The organism is Amycolatopsis thailandensis (genome assembly GCF_002234405.1).
GTDB classification, from domain to species: Bacteria; Actinomycetota; Actinomycetes; order Mycobacteriales; family Pseudonocardiaceae; genus Amycolatopsis; species Amycolatopsis thailandensis.
The window spans coordinates 24,352-41,300 of the sequence record NZ_NMQT01000172.1 but is presented as its reverse complement, the minus strand read 5'-3'; the positions used below and the strand labels follow the sequence as shown (position 1 = coordinate 41,300).

The window sequence follows — 16,949 nt, the reverse complement described above, 5'->3', positions numbered from 1 at the left end:
AGGAGACACCCGGTGCCCGACTGGTTCCTCACCCGCGGCGGTGATCGCCCCGCCAGGGTCTTCTGCTTCCCCTACGCCGGTGGAGACCCGCGTACCTACCTGGATTGGCAGCCGCTGCTCGACGGCCACGCCGACGTCGTCGCGGTTTGTCCTCCGGGCAAGGCGCACCGCGCGCACGAACCACTGCCGGGGTTCGACGAGCTCGCCGACCGGATCGCCGAGGCGATCGCCGATGAGGTCGAGCGGGATCCGCGACCGGCTCAGCTGTTCGGCCACAGTTTCGGCGGGTTGCTGGCTTTCGAGGTCGCCCGCAGGCTGCGGGACGTGCCCGCGATCGGTCATCTGACCGCGTCCGGGATCTCCGCCCCCTCGCTGCTGCCGTCGGAGCGGGTGCTCGGCATCGCCGGGCTGGACGGCGCCGAATTCGCCGAGGCGCTGGTGTTCTTCGGCCAGTTCCCGCCCGACGCCGTCGCGGACGAGGACGTCCTTGCTCTGCTGCTTCCCGGGCTCAAAGCCGATTTCGAGCTGGCCGTGGGTTACCGCTACCGGACGGCGCCACCGCTGGAGATCGGCGTCTCGATCATCGTCGGCACCGAGGATCCGCACGTCGGCTCCGCGCAGATCGCCCCGTGGGACAGCGAATGCGCCGGGCCGCCGGAGCACATCCGAGTCCCCGGTGGCCATTTCTACTTCGATCCCGACCCGGGCCCGGTCGTGGCGGTGCTGAGCGCGCACGCCGAATCCGAGACGCACGTGGAGGTGATCTGATGCCGGTCTACCTCGGCGAACCTCGCTACGTTCTGGGCGAGCAGGAGATCGACCACGCGGACCTGCCCGGCCTGGAGACCAAGGCGGAGCAGTACGGGCTCGCTCTCGAACCCGCCTTGTGGGGCTGGGGGAGCGTGTTCCGCACCGAACGCGGACTCGACGACCTCGCCGTCGACGCGGGCACGGAAGCCCTGCGCGCCGGTGGTACGGACCCGGGAACGGTCGAGGCCCTGGTGCTCTGCTCGACCTACCTGCCGGGACCGCCGGAGGGACACGGCACGTTCATCCGGGGCGTGCTGACCCGGCTCGGCCTCGGTGACATCCCCGTCTACGGCACGAGCATGGGCCGGTGCGTCAACCTGCTGTCCGGGCTGGACGTCGCCACCGCGCTGGTCGCCGCCGGACGGTTCCGGCGCGTCCTCGTCGTCACGGCGGACCGGGTGTTCGACGAAGACACCCGGATCACCGGCTACGCGCTGTTCAGCGACGGTGGCGCCGCCTGCCTGGTCGACGCCGACGGCGGCGCCTACGAAGTCCTCGGGTGCTCGTCCGCCCACGAGACGGCGTCGCTGGACTGGTCGTCCGAGATCAGCTCCGACCTCGCCAAACGGGTCAACGAGCAACTCCTCGGTGCCAGGGGGATCGACGTCGGTGAGCTGGACGCGCTGCTGCACAGCAACATCTTCCTGCCGCTGCTGGTGATGAAGGAACGCCAAGCGGGTTTCGGCCCCCGCCAGCTCGACACAACGAACATCAGCCGCGTCGGGCACTGCTTCGCCGCCGACCCGCTGATCAATCTCGCCGACCGCGAAACGGCGGGCCGCGTCCGCCCCGGCGGGCACTACCTGCTGGCCTCCAGCGTGCCCGGCTCCCGGATCGGGGTCCTGGTCCGCACACCGGAAGGAGCGATCGATGGCCGTTGAGCCGACCCTCGTCCCCGACGACACCACGACTTCCCTGCCCCGCCGGCCGTTCCACTTCACTCCCGGCACCGACGGCGCCGTCGACGCGATCATCGCCGCCGGCCCGCGCGAGATGTTCCGCACGCTTCTGCAGGAACGCGAATCCGAGGCGACCCTGCTCCTCGCCCGCCGTGTCCTGCACGCCTTCCTCGGCCACGCTCACGAACAGGTCGGTGACTTGCCCGGCGCGGTCAGCGAGCTGATCGACCGGGCCCGTGCGGACCTCGCCTCCGCGCTGGAATCCCTCTCCGCCGCCGAACCGGGGATCCGCGCCGATCTCCTCCGCCAGCGTGGGGTGATCGCTCTGCTCGACGGCTGCTGGCTCGACGCCGTCTCGCAGCCCGCCACCCAGCCCGCCGTCGTGGTGAACCGCTTGTTCGCCCATCACTTCGACCTGGCAGGGGGCGGCGATCCCCTCGCATCCGCGCAGCACCACCGGGCGCGGGCACTGGAAGACGCGGGGGCGGCGTTGCCGGACGTCGCCGCCGCCGATTTTCTCGACCGTGCGGGTGCCCGCCCCGCGACGATCCTGCTCGCCTGTCTCCCGCTTTCGCTCGCGGTGCTGCCGGGCAACTTCCTGCCCGAGGTCGTCGGCCTGCATCACGCCTTCCACCGGCTGGGAGTCGACGATCGGTTGCTGGGTACTCCGCCGCCGATCCCGGCCGGTGATCTCGATGACCTGCTCGCCGAATACGCCGCCCAGGCGAGCCCGGAGGATCGCGAGCGGGTGCTGGCGGCGGTCGCGGTGACACTGTCGTGCGAACGCGAGCACGTGCGGCTGCTCACCGAACTCGCCGAGTTCCGTCGTACCCAGACGCTGGAGTCACGAGTCGCCGAAGTGATCTCCCGGCACGCGCCGCTGGCCGGTCGGCAGCACGGCGGGGTCTCGCTGGGTGACCGGCACCTGGTGGACGTGTTCGCCGGATTCGGCCGGGCCGCCGGTGGCGCGGAACCCGACGCGCTCGCCGCGTTCCTCACCGAATTCCGGGACTCGCCGTATCTGGCGGAGCGCGACGACGGCGACTGCTGGTTCCTCGCCGCGACCCGGTTCGGAGGGCCGATGTTCGGCATCTTCGACGAAGCCGAAGCCGAGGTGCTCGCCGACTGGGTCGCCACAGTGCACAAGGGTGACCGGCCGTCGATCACGGTGCGCCTCAACACCGTCGGCGACGAACTCGCCGCCCGATGGTCGGCCGCGTTCGCCGAGGCCGCTCCCGGCGACGTGGTGTTCGACGACTCGCCGCCGGCCGACGAACGCGACCTTTTCCACCGTCTGGTCAACATCGAGAACCACGCCAACACGCTGCCGGTAGCCATCGAGCGCGCGGAGCGTTGCTTCGCCGACGCGCAGGTGCTGTTCGAACACGGCGCGGGCGGCCGCTACACCGACGCGAGCTTCTTCGAGTACGACGCCGACGCGCTCTACGCGCGAGCGGAGAAGATCTACTGGGAGAAGCTGGTGGACCCGTACGAGCCGCTGAGCGAGGTCCCGGACGTGGAGGAAGTTCTGTTCCGGCAGAGCACCTACCAGCTGACCTACCTGATCGATGGCGCCTGGTTGCACCGCGTCGGCAGGCTGGGCCGCCGGGAACGGGAAAGCGACGGGATGCTGTTCCGCATCCACGCCGACGAGATGGGCAACGGGGACCTGCGCAAGAACCATCTCACCCTGACCCGTCGCGCGATGGTCAGCCAGGGCCGGGACCTGCCGCACATCCGCACCGAGGAGTTCGCCGACCAGGACGAGCTGCCCGACGACATGTACGGCTTCGCGTTGCAGCAACTGTCGATGTGCCTGTTCCCCGACCGGTTCTACAACGAGATCCTCGGCTACAACCTGGCGATCGAGATGTTCGGCTCCGGCGAGATGCGGCTGCACGAGATCCAGAAGCTGCGCCACCACGGTTTCGACGACTGCTACGAGCAGGCACACCTGACCATCGACAACTTCTCCGCGGGGCACGCCAAGCAGGCCGCCGATATCATCGTCGCCTACCTGGACCGGGTGCGGCGCACCAGCGGCGAAGCGGTTGTGGCGGGGGAGTGGCACCGGATCTGGCGTGGGTACGCCTCTTTCGCCTACTTCCTCGAACAGCCGTTGCTTCGTGACGTCGCGGTGGCCGGATCCACCGAAGACGACAGTGCGGAGCTGGTGTTGTGACCGAGTTGACGTTGCTGATGCGCGACGAGTCCCGCCCGACCGAACGGCGCGCGCCGCTGTCCCCGGAAACGGCGGGGAAGCTGATCCGCGAGGGCGTCGCCATCAGCGTGGAGCGCTCGTCGCGACGGGTGTTCGGCGACGAGGAGTACGCGGCGGCGGGCTGTGCGCTGGTCCCGCCGGGGAGCTGGCCGGACGCCCCGGAAGACGTGTACGTGGTGGGCCTGAAGGAACTGCCCGACCGGCCCCACCTCTTGCGGCACCGGCACATCTTCTTCGGGCACGCCTACAAGGACCAGCCTGGCTCGGTGAACCTGCTGCGCAGATTCACCGAGGGCGGCGGGACACTGCTGGACCTGGAAAGCCTCGTCGACGAGCGAGGACGCCGGGTCGCCGCTTTCGGGTACTGGGCGGGCTACGTCGGCGCCGCGCTCGCCGTCCTGCGTCACCGCGGTGCTCTGGTCGAGCCCTTGACGCCGACCACCCGCGGAGAACTCGACAAGGCTCTCGCCGAGAACGCGGAACCTCTGCGAGCCTTGGTCATCGGGGCACTCGGCCGCTGCGGAAGCGGGGCCGGGGACGCGCTCGTCGCGGCGGGCGCGGAAGTGACCCGCTGGGATCTCGCGGAGACCGAGAACCTCGACGTCGCGGCCTTGCTCGACCACGACGTCCTCGTCAACGCGGTCCTCGCCACAGGGCCGATCCCCCCGTTCGTGACCACCGAGACGCTCCGGCGCCCCCGACGGCTGTCCGTGATCGCCGACGTCACCTGCGATGTCGGATCGCCGTGCCACACCCTGCCGATCTACGACCGGACCACCACCTGGCAGGACCCGGTGCTCCAGCGGGACGGACTAGACGTGATCGCGATCGACAATCTTCCCTCTCTGGTGCCGCGTGAGGCGACCGTGGACTTCGCCGCGGATCTGGCGCCGCATCTGGCCGTCCTCGACGATTCCGGCGTCTGGCGCCGCGCCGAAGCCGCGTTCACCGCCGCCTGCGCTTCCCATGACCTCCATCGGAAGGAAGACCATGCCTGACACACCGACCGTGCACTGGGTCGGCACCGGCCTGTCCACCGGGCCCGGTCTCACCGCCCTGGCCGAGCGGACGCACGTCGTGCTCTGGGGCCGCACCGAAGCCAAAGCGGCCGCCTGCCTCGCTCGTCTCGGCGCGGCAGGCGAACCCCGGTGCTTCACCCCGGAAGCCCTGGCCGCGGAAATCACCGAGGGAGACGTCGTCGTCTCGATGCTGCCGGGCACCGAACATCCGCTGCTGCTGCGTCTCTGCCTGGACAACGGCGCCCACTTCGCCTGCAGCAGCTACGCCTCGGACGAGATCCGGAACAGGGCCGAGGAGGCGGCCGCGGCCGGGCTCACGGTCCTCACCGAAATCGGACTGGACCCGGGAATCGACCACCTCTTCGCCGACGTCCTGGTCGAACGGGCGTCGCGGGCACTGGGACCCGGCACGAGAGCCACCGCCGCGTTCACCTCCTACTGCGGCGGCGTGCCCGCCGAGCCCAACGAGTTCCGGTACCGGTTCAGCTGGGCACCCCGCGGTGTGCTGACCGCCTTGCTCACACCGGCGCACTACGTCGAGGCCGGCGACAAGCACATCGCGGACCGCCCATGGGAGGTAGCGCGGCCGCTCGATCTCGACGGGGAACGGTTCGAGGTCTACCCCAACCGGGACAGCCTGCCCTACATCCGCCAGTACGGAGTGCCGGAGAGCTGGCAGCTGGACACCTTCGTCCGTGGAACCCTCCGCCTGGACGGCTGGCTCGACGCCTGGGAGGAGGTGTTCACCGAGCTGCGTGAGGGCGACCCCGACCGGATCACCGAGCTCGCGGGGGAACTCGCCGCCCGCTACCCGACGCGTGCGGAAGACCGGGACCGGGTGGTGCTCGCGGTCGAACTGTCCGTCCGCGGCGAGGACGGCCGAACCTGGTCCGGCCGGTATTCGCTGGACCTCACCGGCGAGCCCGGCGCCAGCGCCATGGCCCGGTGCGTTTCCGTTCCGCTCGCCCTGGGCATCGGCGAGCTTCTCGACGGAGCTCTCCCGGCCGGGCTCGTTCAAGGCGCCCCCGATCCGGTCACCGCTAGGCAGTGGATCGAGAAGCTCGCCTCCTGGGGCCTTCCGATCCGCGTCACCGGCACCGACAGCTGAGACCGACCAGAGGAGACAGCATGACCCAGCGGACCGGTAAGCCCGGCGCCGTCATCCTCACCGGCTCGTTCCCGGTGATCCGGCGCAACCCGCTCTATCTCGACGAGGTGACCCGGCGTGGCCTGCGGGTCCTGGTGATCACCGCGCAGTCCTACCGCGAGCAGGCGACAGCCGCGATCGGCGACCCGGACAACCCGGCCTCGCAGATCACCGAGATCGGCTATGTCTCGGGCGATTTCACCGTGCAGGGCGCCTTTCTCGCCGGGGCGATCGCACAGGCCACCGCGTGGCGGACCAAGTACGACATCGTGGGCGCCTACGCCGTCGGGGACTACCTGGCCGAGCCGACCGGACTGCTCTGCGACGCACTCGGCGTCCCGTCGCCCGGCCTGCGTGCCAGCCGCGCCTGCCGTAGCAAGTTCCTGCAACGCTGGTACGCGCCCGAGCTCAGCCCGCCGTCACTGACCATCCCCGCCGGAGACCGGGAAACCGCCGATCTGTCCGGCGTCACCTATCCGGCGGTGGTCAAACCAGCGGGCCGCGCGTCCAGCTCCGGGGTCGAGACCGTGCACGGTGAGGAAGAGCTGCGCCGCCGCCTCGCCGGGTATCCCGCCCACGAGGTCGTCCTGGTCGAGGTCAAGGTGGACGGCCCGGAGTATTCGGTGGAAAGCCTCGTACAGCGCGGAGAGATAATCTTCGCCTCGGTCACCGGCAAGGAAACCACCGACTCGCACGCCCGGACGTTCGTCGAACTCGCGCACAGCGTTCCCGCCGCCGACGAGGGAGTCCGCAATGCCGTCCTCGACGCCAACCGGGCGCTGCTCGGCACCCTGGCGTTCGCCGACGGCATCGCGCACTCAGAATGGCGCGTCGGGCAGGACGGGGTGCCCAGGCTGATGGAGATCGCCGGCCGCACCCCCGGCGACGGTCTTCTGGTGCTCTATCACCTGGCCACCGGCGCCCCGCTGGAACCGGAGATCATTCGCATCGCCCTCGGCGAACGCGCCTCATATCCGCGTCCGACCCGCTACGCCCGGCAGGTCTACCTCGAGCATGTGCCCGGGAAACTGGTCGACGTCACCGTCGAGTGGCCGGAGGTCAAACCTGTGTGGATCGGCGCCAGCGGCGTGTGGCCGGACATCCTGCCCGGCGCCCCGGACGACGCCCCGACCCTGCGCGCGGTCCTGGTACACCAGCCACGGGGAACGAAACTGGTGCCACTGGCCAGTTCCGATGATCGGTCCGTCAGCTTCTTCATCGACGCGGCCACGCCTGGTGACCTGGACGAACTGGAGAAGCGGGCGCGCGCCGCCATCTCGATCGACGTCGTACCTGACTGACACTCCGTCGATAGGCAAACGATTTCAGGTAGGCCTGAAATCTTGGGAAACGGTCGCGTGCCCCCTCTACTCTCCAATTCATCGGGCAACAATGAATTGGAGTGATTCGTGAAATCGGGAAGTTTGCGAAAGGTGCGAGCCGTGGCGGCAACGCTCGCTGCCGGAGCCGCCTTGCTGGTGAGCAATGCCGCTACGGCGACAGCGGGCGAAATCGGAACCCAAGACGCACACGGCTGTACCTTCACCGGCGGTCCTGGAGCCGCGCACGAACTGTGTATCAACGTCGCCGGGGTGGGCAACCACGTCGACCGCGCGCAGGGGGTCTACACCGTTCTTCCTCCGGGTTGGTATTGCGGTGTGACTTTCAAGCTCTTCGGCCGTGACTCCGGTGACCACCATTGGGAGAACGAGCAGCGGGCCGGTTGTGGGCCGAATCCGTACGTCGACTGGTATTTCGGTTCCGGAAACGGCTATTTCAAGCCTGGTTCGGACTTGTGTGTCGCGGTGAAGCCGGGAGACGACAAGCCGTACATGGGCGAGTACGCCTGCATCCGGATCGAGTGAGCGACGGGGTGTCCTGGCGGCACGGCTGCCCGGACACCCCTACCCGATCAGCAACGACCGGCCTCGCACCGAGACGTGGTGAACCGCGTAGCCACGATCCCGAACCGTGGTGATGAGCCCGGCTTCCCTGAGCACGGCGGTGTGCTGGCTGACCCCGGCGGCGGAGACTCCGACCGCCCGGGCGAGATCCGTTGTCGTGATCGGCGCCGTCGCCGCGATGGCGTACAGGACACGTGCTCGGGTCTTGCCCAGCAACGCGGCCAGCGACCGGTCGAGACGCGCGTGGCCGCGGAGAGCGCCGAAGGCGAGTTCTCGATCAACGGGATACACCAGCACAGGCCGTTCGGTCTGCGTCAACAGCGTGATGGGGCCCGGTTGGCAGAAGAACGAGGGCACCAATGTCAGCCCTCGCCCGTCCAGGCGTACTTCCTGCTCCACCGGATAGGCGACTTCCAGGACACCGTCATCCCAGCGAATGTCCGGGTGCAGAGTCGTCAACATGCATCCCAGCCCTTTCGCGACCGCGGTCGCGGCTCTCCGCTCACGATCCATCCCGACCGCTTGCCTGATGACCTCGGAGAAGGGCTCGATCGCGGCCGCGTGGTATGCCTCCAACGCGGCGCGCAGCCGGTCGAGTGCGGCGCTCCGGCCATCGGCCAGATCGGTCATCCAGGACGTCAGGCGCGTTCTCTTGGCCAGCAGCGAAAGGTCGGCCCGGAGTTTCGTGGTCGATGTCGCCACAAGCTGGTCCAGACCTGTACCGAGGTCCGTTTCCCCTGCTGTCGGCGTCAGGAAATCCGGTGAGTAGCCCACTGGCCGCGCCAAGGGCCACAGCAGGGCGGCCGACGGTGCGAGTTTCCCGCGTACCGCCGTGCGCCACGCACGGAGCGTCCCGGCGATTCCGACTGTTTGCGCTGCGTGCAGGCTCAGGAGAAGTTCCCACAGCGGATCGGGCGCGGCCGAAATCCTCGTTCCCAGCACATCGGCCGCCGAAAAGTGGATGCGCAACACAAGACCCCCAAGTGTTCGTCGATCCAGCCTAAGCAGGGCCCCGGTCCGCGGGCATGGTGCGATTCTTGAGCCGCGCTACCGCGCTGACCAGGAGAAAAAGGTCGTCACCGGCAGAAATCGCCGGTGACCGGCAGAAAAAGGGGTAGTTCGGCGACCACGGCGCGGTATTTTGGTGATAGGTGGCCAAGAACGAACGCTGGGGGGCGTCATGACTTTGGGAAAAGCGCTGCGCGCCTATCGGGCACGTACGGGAGTCACCCAATACGAACTGGCACACAAGGCCGGCATCAGTGTGCGTACGCTGCGGGACATAGAACGCGAGTCGGGCGGCAGACCACAACGTCGGTCCGTGCGGAAACTCCTCGATGCCACGGGTCTTTCAGACGCCGAGATAGCCGCCGTGGCGGTACTGCGGATCGACGTCCTCGGCCCATTGACGGTTCATGATGGCGAGCACCGGGTCGAGGTGGGTGCGCCGATGTTGCGCCGACTGCTCGGCCTGCTGACCCTGCGAGCGAACGAGCCGGTCGCGCAGTCCGACATCGTCGATGTCTTGTGGGCGGAGAACGTGCCCTCGACGTACAGAAACCTGATCCAGACGTACGTGTCCCGGCTCCGGCGACTCTTGGGGCCGGGCGGGGCGGGCACGCGACTGCTCAGGAGCGGCACCGGGTATCAGCTTGTCCTGGAGTCCACGCAGAGCGACATTCTGGAGTTCGCTGTCCGCGTGGCCGACGCCGGTACCTTGCACGGGACCGGCCTGCTCGTCGCGGCCGAGTCCGAATACCGCGAAGCCCTCTCATTGTGGCGTGGCGCTGTGCTGGCCGATCTCGGGGCGGAGATTCAGCAGCTTCCGGTCATCGTCGCCCTGACACAGCGGTGGATAACCGTCGTGCTGTCCTATACCGATCTCGCCTTCGCAGGCGGTCGTCATCAGGATGCCCTGCCGCGGTTACGTCAGGCCGCGGCGGCGGAACCACTACACGAGGGTGTCAACGCGCGAATCATCGACGCGCTGGCGGCCACGGGACAACGAGAGGCCGCCGTGCGCTTGTTCCATGAGATCAGCGGCAGGCTCGGCGAACTCCTCGGTGTCGACCCCGGACCCGAGCTGCGTAGCGCCTATCTGCGCTGTCTCGAGCCGATCCGTCCGAGACCAGGCCGCGGCGGGACACGGCCGGCGCCGGAACAGCTGCCACCGGAAAGTCCTGTCTTCCTGGGCCGGGACCGGCAACTGGCGGATCTCGACGCCTTTCTGGTGTCGGCACTCGATTCCCACCGCGCCGCGCGCGTCGTCGTCATCACCGGCTCGGCGGGTGTCGGGAAGACGGCGCTCGCGATTCACTGGGCACATCGGGTCAGTGGCCGGTTTCCTGACGGGCAGCTGCACTACGACCTTCATGGCTATTCGAACGCCGTTCCCCGGACGGCGGGCGACGCGCTGACCGCGTTCCTCACCGGTCTCGGCGTCGATTCCGATTCGGTCCCGCTCGATGTCGACGCGCGTGCGGGCTTGCTGCGTTCCCTGCTTGCCGACCGCGAGGTACTTCTCGTGCTGGACAACGTGACTGGCTGGGAGCAAGTCCTTCCGGTCCTGCCCGCCAATGCTCGCAGTGTGGTGGCGGTGACCAGCCGCAACGACCTGTCCGCCCTCGGACTGCACACCGACGCGAGGTTCGTCGAGCTGGATGTGCTCGACGAAGGTGATGCCATCGCGCTGCTCGCCCGATTGTCGGGCCGGAGCCCGGAAACCCCGGCTCTTGTCGAGCTGAGCGAGCTGTGCGCACGCCTGCCCTTGGCGCTGAAGATCGCCGCGGCGAACCTCGCACGCGAGGCCCTCGGCAGCCTCGAGGGCTACGTGGCCGCGCTCCGCACCGGCAACCGTCTCGCCGAGCTGACTGTCGGCCGGACCGAAGGTGTGGCGGTTCAAGCGGCGTTCGACCTCTCTTACGCGACACTGGACCGGGACTCCGCCCGTCTGTTTCGCCTGCTCGGTCTCATTCCTTCGGCTGATGTGAGCATCGCGGCGCTGGCCGCGCTGGCAGGGGACACCGTGGAAGGCACGGTGCAGCTCGTCGAGCGGCTCACCGAGAACCATCTGGTTCACCGTCGCGTTCCAGACCGATACCAGATCCACGATCTGCTTCGCCTGTACGCGGCCCAGCTTTGCGTCGAGGTGGACAGCGAGGAAGAACGCTCCTCCGCACGACGACGGCTTGCGGACTACTACTTGCGCACGGCGGCAAGGATCACCGAACAGGCATATCCAGGCATGCTGCGTTTTTGCTCTTTGCCCGAGACAGGCCGCTCCGCCGAGGAAGGCGACGTCGCGCCGAAGGACTGGCTCGCGGCCGAACACGGCAACCTGGCCGCTTCGGTCCTGCACACGGCCGAACAGGGGCCGCAGGAGCTCTCGTGGCAGCTGACCGATGTCCTCCGCGGCCATCTTTGGCGTAACTATGATGTCGCCACCTGGAGTTCCATGGCCGCGGCGGCGCTGACCGCGGCCCAGCGTGCTGGAGACAAGACCGCCGAAGCGGCCATGCACTACAGCCTCGGAGCCGCGTATCGCTGCAGTGGACACGACCCACTCATGGCAAGAAGGCATCTGCGTCGTGCCGAACGCCTGTTCCACGAGTTGGACATCCCTGCCGGGCGGGCAGCGGCTCTCGACTGCCTCGGCATGGTCCTCCACCACGCGGGGAGATCGCACCGAGCGATCACCGTCCTGGAGCAATCAGTGAAGCTGTGCGACCGAACAAGGTTCGCTGTCGGGCAGGCGAAGGCGTTGTGCAACCTGGGATACGTCGCCGCGGACCTCGGCATGACAGGGATCGCGCAGGAACGACTTCTCGAAGCACTGAAGTTGAGTGTGGAACTCGATGACAAGCACCTCGAGGCGCTGGCCCTGCACAATCTGAGTCGGCTCCACCACCACGCGAGCCGGTACGACGACGCCATGGACGGCTTCCGTCGAGCTCTGTCCATTCGCACCGAAATCGGGGACATCGAGGGCAGAGCGGCGACCCTGCGCGCCATCGGGCATCTGTCGGACTCCGCCGGCGAAGCAACCACCGCCCAGAAGTACTGGCACGACGCTCTCGCGGAGTTCGACCGGATCGGTCATCCCGCGGCCAGGGATATCCGCTCCCTGCTGCGCAACCGCGGCCTCTGCTCGCCATCGCGCTTCCTTTGCGTTGCAACCATTTAAGCGAAGGCTGAACCGTCTTGTCCAAGGACGCCGCTTCGTGGGCTACTGATCTTCGTTCTTCCGACATCAACGAAGGAGAAGACGTGACGAAGATGAGCTTGACCGCCCTGGCGGTCGCGGCCGCGGCGACGGCCGCGACCGCGCTCGCCCCCACCGCCGTCGCGGCGCCACGGCCGGAGCTCTGCGTACACACGGCACCGAACTACGGCGGGTCCACAACCTGCAGCAACGGCTGGAGCGGCATCAGTATCGGCAACTACCGCATCCGCAGCTGGTCCAACACCACCGACCGGGTGTGGTGCCTGGAATCCAACATCGGCACCTGGAAGGCCTACCCCGGTTACGAACCCAACGCCGACTACGGCGAGGCCCGGTTTCACGCCGCCCGCGAATGCTGACCGTTCACCGAGTGGTCGTTTTATGTGAAGAATGACGACTGGGGAAATGGGCAAGGGCGGACGATCGCTGCGATCGTCCGCCCCTCCGAGGAAACCAGAAGATTCAAACCCGGTAGACCTTGATGTACATACTCTGCCAGGCGCCATTTTCGTCGGCGAGGCCGACGAGGGCGTATCGGTCGCCATAGCCAGGCGACTGGCAGGCCCAGTTCAGTGGTGCGTCGTTCACCATCCCGTACCGGAAGCAATCCGATGAACTGATGTAGGACTTGATGGCCACGTTGGCGCCGCCCGAGACATCGGACTCGATCACCAATGGGCCGCCGTAGCTGTAGAAGCCGACGTCACACCAGGCCGCCGCCGCGCAGTGTCGCTCGGCGACAAGTGTCGACGCTGCCTGCGCGGTGGCGGGCGTCCCGATCGTGGTCGCCAGACCCATGGCGGCCAGCGCGGCGCCGTAACGAAGCTTGTTCAACATGCTCACCTTTCCTCGTCAGCGTGGTGATGAGAGCCAGATCTGGAAACAGTCGGTGTCGGAAGCCTTGCTGTCCCAGGCCGTCCGGCTGTCTGCTCCCAGTGGGCAAACGCGGCGGCTGTCGATGGGATCGCGGTTGAAACCTGGTCTGACCTCCAAGTCAGGCGCAGAATCACGCTATTCAAACCGGATCGACGTGGTCAAGATGATTAAGTTGTCGGTAAAACGTGAGTCGGCGTCGCCTGTGCGAATCGCTTGCCGAAGCAGCTAAGACCGATGTAACGAGCGTCGCCGCCGTTGATTTCACAACGGCGTTCGCCGCATGGCAGAGCACTTGAGCCTTCGATATCGAGCCGTAGGCGCCCGGGTCGCGACGTGGTTCAGCGATTGAGGAACGTGCACACGCAGGCTTTGTTGCCTTCGGGATCGGAGAGGACGACGAAGGCAGGGGCTTCGTCGTCGTAGACCACTTGTCCGCCTGCGGCGACCGCGGCCGCGATGCGTTCTTGGGCGATGTCGTGCGGTAGCCACAGGTCGAGGTGGAAACGCTGGCGTGGAGTCTCGTGCGCGTCGGTGTGCTGAAACCAGAGCGAGGGCAGCCGTCCGCCGGGATCGACGACGTCATCGCCGGTGAACCCGCCTGCGAGCAAGGCTGCCCAGAACGGGCCGGCGGCGGCGAGGTCGGCGGAGTCCAGTGCGAGTTCGAGCTCGGCGAGTCCGCCCGGGTCGGATTCGATCCCTTGCGCGCGGGCGATTTCGCTGATCTGCCGGGCAAGGTCGATGTCGCGCTGGGTGATCCGGGCGACGTCGTGGCTGATCAGCTTCAGGTCTACGAAGGAGTACGTCAGGTTGACGTCGGGGTGGTGGCCGGCGCGTTCGGCGGCCTCGCCGACGGCGGTGACGAACGCGAGTCCCTTGGCGAAGTCGCCGGTGAGGAACCGCGCGTGGAGGGCCCGGATGAGCTTTCGCCAATCGCCCAGCCGGGCGTCGAGGATCTGCTGGTGCTTCATCAAGCTTCGTGGACCTTGTTCTCTAGGGTGGCGAGAATGGACAGGCGTAAGTGTGTCGCGGTGAAGCCCCACGAGCCCCGGCAGGCTGCGTGAGGGCGCGGCGCTAGTGGAGTGTCGCCCGGGTCTGGGCGCGGTGTGCGCGGAGTCGTTTACCCGCGCGGCGTGCTCGGTCGATCCAGGCGTTGCGACCCGCCTTGAGCATCTGCTCGGCACGGTAGTCGACCTCGGCCAGCACGCCGGTGAGAAGGACGTCGTTGCTGTTGATCACGGTCATGTCCCTTCAGGAACTCTGTGTCTCGTTGGTAGTGATCAGAGTCGTCCTGAGGGGTGCCCTGGAGCATCGGGTGATCACCTAGAGACGCACCTGACTTGACCCCTTACCCTCGCTCATTCCCTGATCAGGCGAGGTAAGGGGCTGAAGGGCGAGGCCTTTCGCCTTATCCCCGGCGGCCTGGCAGTGCCGCGCGGCACGAGGTTTCCCTCCTGATCCGGGGTTCGGCCGGCAGGGGAGTGGGTATGCCGGCGGTATGAGCGAAGAAGGCGGTAGCGCGATGACTGATGTGTCGATGAGCCGGGTCGCGGTGTGGTGTGCGCCTACCCGGCCGAGCTGACCGTGCCGCCCTCCGAAGTGAACGCGGAAGCGCTCGCCGGGTTGAGCCCTGAGCAGAGGAAGGCCCGGCTCGGTCAGGCTTTACTTCCGCGAGTGCAGAACCACCAGCCCATCCTGGCGGTGCACATCACCGTGTTGCTGCTTGAGCTGAGCGACGCCGAATTGCTCACCCTTCTCGAGAACGACGCGCGACTCGAACAGAAGGTGGAAGAAGCGACATCCGAACTCGCGCTCCGAGACGAAACCGGACGAGTACGACGTAGCGACGACTGACAGGCCACATCATCGCCGCCACGGTCAAGCGCTCCGGCTGACTCCGACCCGGTCCAGGTAGTCCCGCACGGCAGTTCTGCTCCCGCCGGGCGCGCGCAGCGCCAGGTAGCCGTCAGGCCGCACCAGGACGAGGGTGTCCCCGGTGACGCCGTACGCGGTCCGCGCGTGCCCTTCGACGTCCACCAGATCGGCACCACTGCCCGGCGCGCCGACCGACACCGGCTTGATGAGTCCACGGTGGACGGTGCCGGCGTCCTGCAGCGGTCCGGCGCAGGACTCGCCGAAGCCGAGCAGGGTGAAATGGGAGCCCCGGAGGGCGTCGAACAGCCGCCGTGGCGTACCGGAGCTGTCCACACAGGGCGCGTCGGGGGCCCGATCACCGGCACGCGGTCCGTTCCCGGCGTCGCCGTCGACGGACAGTGAGCTGGCCGGGTAGCCGAGTTCGAGCTGCTGGCCATCCGGGGGCGCGCCATCCGCGATGTCCGTGCTGCCACCGTTGACGAACCGCTCCGCGACCCTGCGCAGCCCCTCGGCACTCACGCCGAGCGTCCACGAGGCGACCGGGAGCCGCTCCTCCTGGTAGCTGTCCAGCAGCGACTCCCGCACGCCGGAACACACCATGGCGAGCTTCCAGCCCAGGTTGTACGCGTCCTGGATGCCGGTGTTCATGCCGAGGCCGCCGGCAGGCGGATGCACATGCGCCGCGTCGCCGGCCAGCAATACCCGGCCCACTTTGAACCTGTCGGCCATCCGCACGTTCACCCGGTACGTGGACAGCCAGCTTGCCTTCGTGAGCCGGATGCCGTGCCCGCCGGCGAGATCGTCCACGATCCGCCGGAAGTACGGCAGCGACGGTTCGGGGAGGCCTCCCTCCGCGCCGAAGTCGCCGAACGGTACGGCCTGCAGTTGCCACGACCGCTCGTGGCGGAACGGGCACAGGGCCTGGAACCCGCGCCGGCGAACGGTCCACTGGTACCAGGCGTCCGGTTCGAGCCCGTCGACCTCGACGTCCCCGAGCAGCATGGCCCGCTCCCCGCTCTCGCCCTCGAAGCGCACGCCGAGTGCCTTGCGCACGGTGCTGCGGCCGCCGTCGCAGCCGACCAGGTAGCGCGCGGCCACCCGCTCGCCGGTATCCAGCACCGCGTGCACACCGTTCGCGGACTGGCTGAACCCGGCGAGGCCTGCGGCCAGTTCCACCCGCACGCCGTCCTCGGCGAGCCGCGCGCGCAGGATCCGCTCGATCCGCCACTGCGGATCAGCAGCCCGCCGTCGTAGGGGCGATCCGGTGTGGGTGCCCGCAGGGCGTGCGGGTCGGCCTCGGCGATCAGGTCGCCGTCGAGGTACCGCCGGTGTGGCAGGTGCCGGAACCCGTAGTGCAGCACCTCTTCGGCGACGCCGAGGTCGTCCAGCACCTCCTGGGTGCGTGCGGTGAGCCCCTTGCCGCGCGAACCGGGGAAGTGCTCGCCGGCTCGGTCGACGATGCGCACGTCGACGCCCCGGCGGGCCAGCTCGATGGCCAGCGTGAGCCCGGTGGGTCCGGCGCCCGCGATCAGGACGTCGGTCACCGGGCACCGTCCTGGCGCATTGCCGACGTCGATGCGGCATGCATGCTCGCCATCACACCCTCCCCGGTCCTGTGCGGCCACTGAAGCGATCGGCGGTGACGCTAACCGGTTTCCGGGCAGGGTGTCCTGGTGCTGGAGGTGGAGAGGGGGTGGACATCTGCCTGGGAAATCTCCACCGCGGTTCCTCCCGCGAACCGACGACACACCCGGGGCGGTGTTCGTAGCGTCGTCATCAACGGTCAAACCGTCGCGATAGCGACCATCGAAGGAGCACCACTCATGTTGATCGGATCCCTGGTGACTGCCGCCGGCCTGTTTTCCGGTGTGCCGACCGCGGTGTGGTTGACCGTGGCTGTCCTCGCCGTGGCGGGCGTGGTGGCCTTCAAGATGCGGAAGCGCCGACCGCGTTAACCACCACTACCGTTCTCCCACCCT

The 16,949-nt window shown here is 68.0% G+C and carries 15 protein-coding genes and 1 pseudogene; 11 read left to right on the top strand and 5 right to left on the bottom strand.

What is annotated here, in order from left to right:
* Nucleotides 1-12: 12 nt before the first annotated feature.
* The 7 genes from CFP71_RS39275 (at nucleotide 13) to CFP71_RS43870 (ending at nucleotide 7,961) form a co-directional block, all read left to right on the top strand.
* Nucleotides 13-768, top strand: coding sequence for a thioesterase II family protein (locus CFP71_RS39275; RefSeq protein ID WP_093938958.1), 756 nt, complete (start codon nucleotides 13-15; stop codon nucleotides 766-768).
* Entirely contained in the window at nucleotides 768-1,691 is a 924-nt protein-coding gene (locus CFP71_RS39270; RefSeq protein ID WP_093938957.1) for a beta-ketoacyl-[acyl-carrier-protein] synthase family protein, read from the top strand. The genes CFP71_RS39275 and CFP71_RS39270 overlap by 1 nt, the downstream gene beginning before the upstream one ends.
* Nucleotides 1,681-3,891, top strand: coding sequence for an iron-containing redox enzyme family protein (locus CFP71_RS39265; protein ID WP_093938956.1), 2,211 nt, complete (start codon nucleotides 1,681-1,683; stop codon nucleotides 3,889-3,891). The genes CFP71_RS39270 and CFP71_RS39265 overlap by 11 nt, the downstream gene beginning before the upstream one ends.
* Nucleotides 3,888-4,928, top strand: coding sequence for a saccharopine dehydrogenase (locus CFP71_RS39260; protein ID WP_093938955.1), 1,041 nt, complete (start codon nucleotides 3,888-3,890; stop codon nucleotides 4,926-4,928). Before CFP71_RS39265 ends, CFP71_RS39260 begins: the two co-directional genes overlap by 4 nt.
* On the top strand, nucleotides 4,921-6,057 hold the full coding sequence (locus CFP71_RS39255; protein WP_208636141.1) for a saccharopine dehydrogenase family protein: 1,137 nt from the start codon (nucleotides 4,921-4,923) through the stop codon (nucleotides 6,055-6,057). The genes CFP71_RS39260 and CFP71_RS39255 overlap by 8 nt, the downstream gene beginning before the upstream one ends.
* Nucleotides 6,058-6,077: 20 nt before the next feature.
* On the top strand, nucleotides 6,078-7,397 hold the full coding sequence (locus CFP71_RS39250) for an ATP-grasp domain-containing protein (protein WP_093938954.1): 1,320 nt from the start codon (nucleotides 6,078-6,080) through the stop codon (nucleotides 7,395-7,397).
* 141 nt (nucleotides 7,398-7,538) lie between these two features.
* On the top strand, nucleotides 7,539-7,961 hold the full coding sequence (locus tag CFP71_RS43870; RefSeq protein WP_143267248.1) for a hypothetical protein: 423 nt from the start codon (nucleotides 7,539-7,541) through the stop codon (nucleotides 7,959-7,961).
* 39 nt (nucleotides 7,962-8,000) lie between these two features.
* Here CFP71_RS43870 and CFP71_RS39240 read toward each other — a convergent pair whose 3' ends face one another.
* Entirely contained in the window at nucleotides 8,001-8,972 is a 972-nt protein-coding gene (locus CFP71_RS39240) for an ArsR/SmtB family transcription factor (RefSeq protein WP_093938952.1), read from the bottom strand.
* A gap of 214 nt (nucleotides 8,973-9,186) precedes the next feature.
* On the opposite strand from CFP71_RS39240, the gene CFP71_RS39235 reads away from it, so the two are divergent.
* Together CFP71_RS39235 and CFP71_RS39230 are read left to right on the top strand one after the other, a co-directional pair.
* Nucleotides 9,187-12,183 (top strand): BTAD domain-containing putative transcriptional regulator, encoded by a 2,997-nt coding sequence (locus tag CFP71_RS39235; RefSeq protein WP_167406437.1) that lies wholly within the window; start codon nucleotides 9,187-9,189, stop codon nucleotides 12,181-12,183.
* 83 nt (nucleotides 12,184-12,266) lie between these two features.
* Nucleotides 12,267-12,581, top strand: coding sequence for a hypothetical protein (locus CFP71_RS39230; RefSeq protein ID WP_093938950.1), 315 nt, complete (start codon nucleotides 12,267-12,269; stop codon nucleotides 12,579-12,581).
* 103 nt (nucleotides 12,582-12,684) lie between these two features.
* On the opposite strand, the gene CFP71_RS39225 is transcribed toward CFP71_RS39230, so the two are convergent.
* From CFP71_RS39225 to CFP71_RS44460, 3 genes are all read right to left on the bottom strand, one after another.
* Nucleotides 12,685-13,059 carry a hypothetical protein gene (locus tag CFP71_RS39225; protein WP_093938949.1) on the bottom strand — a complete coding sequence of 125 codons (375 nt, stop codon included), beginning with the start codon at nucleotides 13,057-13,059 and terminating at the stop codon, nucleotides 12,685-12,687.
* 377 nt (nucleotides 13,060-13,436) lie between these two features.
* Nucleotides 13,437-14,066: a 4a-hydroxytetrahydrobiopterin dehydratase gene (locus tag CFP71_RS39220; protein WP_093938948.1), complete on the bottom strand. Its 630-nt coding sequence runs from the start codon at nucleotides 14,064-14,066 to the stop codon at nucleotides 13,437-13,439.
* Between the two features lie 103 nt (nucleotides 14,067-14,169).
* Nucleotides 14,170-14,334 carry a hypothetical protein gene (locus tag CFP71_RS44460; RefSeq protein WP_167406434.1) on the bottom strand — a complete coding sequence of 55 codons (165 nt, stop codon included), beginning with the start codon at nucleotides 14,332-14,334 and terminating at the stop codon, nucleotides 14,170-14,172.
* A gap of 318 nt (nucleotides 14,335-14,652) precedes the next feature.
* On the opposite strand from CFP71_RS44460, the gene CFP71_RS39215 reads away from it, so the two are divergent.
* A complete protein-coding gene (locus CFP71_RS39215; RefSeq protein WP_167406436.1) occupies nucleotides 14,653-14,949 on the top strand; it encodes a polyadenylate-binding domain-containing protein in 297 nt (98 codons plus the stop codon).
* Between the two features lie 24 nt (nucleotides 14,950-14,973).
* Here CFP71_RS39215 and CFP71_RS39210 read toward each other — a convergent pair.
* A pseudogene (locus tag CFP71_RS39210) lies at nucleotides 14,974-16,514 on the bottom strand (FAD-dependent oxidoreductase).
* Nucleotides 16,515-16,793: 279 nt separating this feature from the next.
* On the opposite strand from CFP71_RS39210, the gene CFP71_RS45470 reads away from it, so the two are divergent.
* Entirely contained in the window at nucleotides 16,794-16,925 is a 132-nt protein-coding gene (locus tag CFP71_RS45470; protein WP_279629267.1) for a hypothetical protein, read from the top strand.
* The last annotated feature ends 24 nt before the right edge of the window (nucleotides 16,926-16,949 follow it).

What these genes read in the sequence shown, in the direction of transcription:
- CFP71_RS39220 (WP_093938948.1), bottom strand. Translation starts at nt 14,066, where the DNA reads ATGAAGCACCAGCAGATCCTCGACGCCCGGCTGGGCGATTGGCGAAAG.
- CFP71_RS39270 (WP_093938957.1), top strand. Translation starts at nt 768, where the DNA reads ATGCCGGTCTACCTCGGCGAACCTCGCTACGTTCTGGGCGAGCAGGAG.
- CFP71_RS39250 (WP_093938954.1), top strand. Translation starts at nt 6,078, where the DNA reads ATGACCCAGCGGACCGGTAAGCCCGGCGCCGTCATCCTCACCGGCTCG.
- CFP71_RS39225 (WP_093938949.1), bottom strand. Translation starts at nt 13,059, where the DNA reads ATGTTGAACAAGCTTCGTTACGGCGCCGCGCTGGCCGCCATGGGTCTG.
- CFP71_RS45470 (WP_279629267.1), top strand. Translation starts at nt 16,794, where the DNA reads ATGTTGATCGGATCCCTGGTGACTGCCGCCGGCCTGTTTTCCGGTGTG.
- CFP71_RS39255 (WP_208636141.1), top strand. Translation starts at nt 4,921, where the DNA reads ATGCCTGACACACCGACCGTGCACTGGGTCGGCACCGGCCTGTCCACC.
- CFP71_RS39265 (WP_093938956.1), top strand. Translation starts at nt 1,681, where the DNA reads ATGGCCGTTGAGCCGACCCTCGTCCCCGACGACACCACGACTTCCCTG.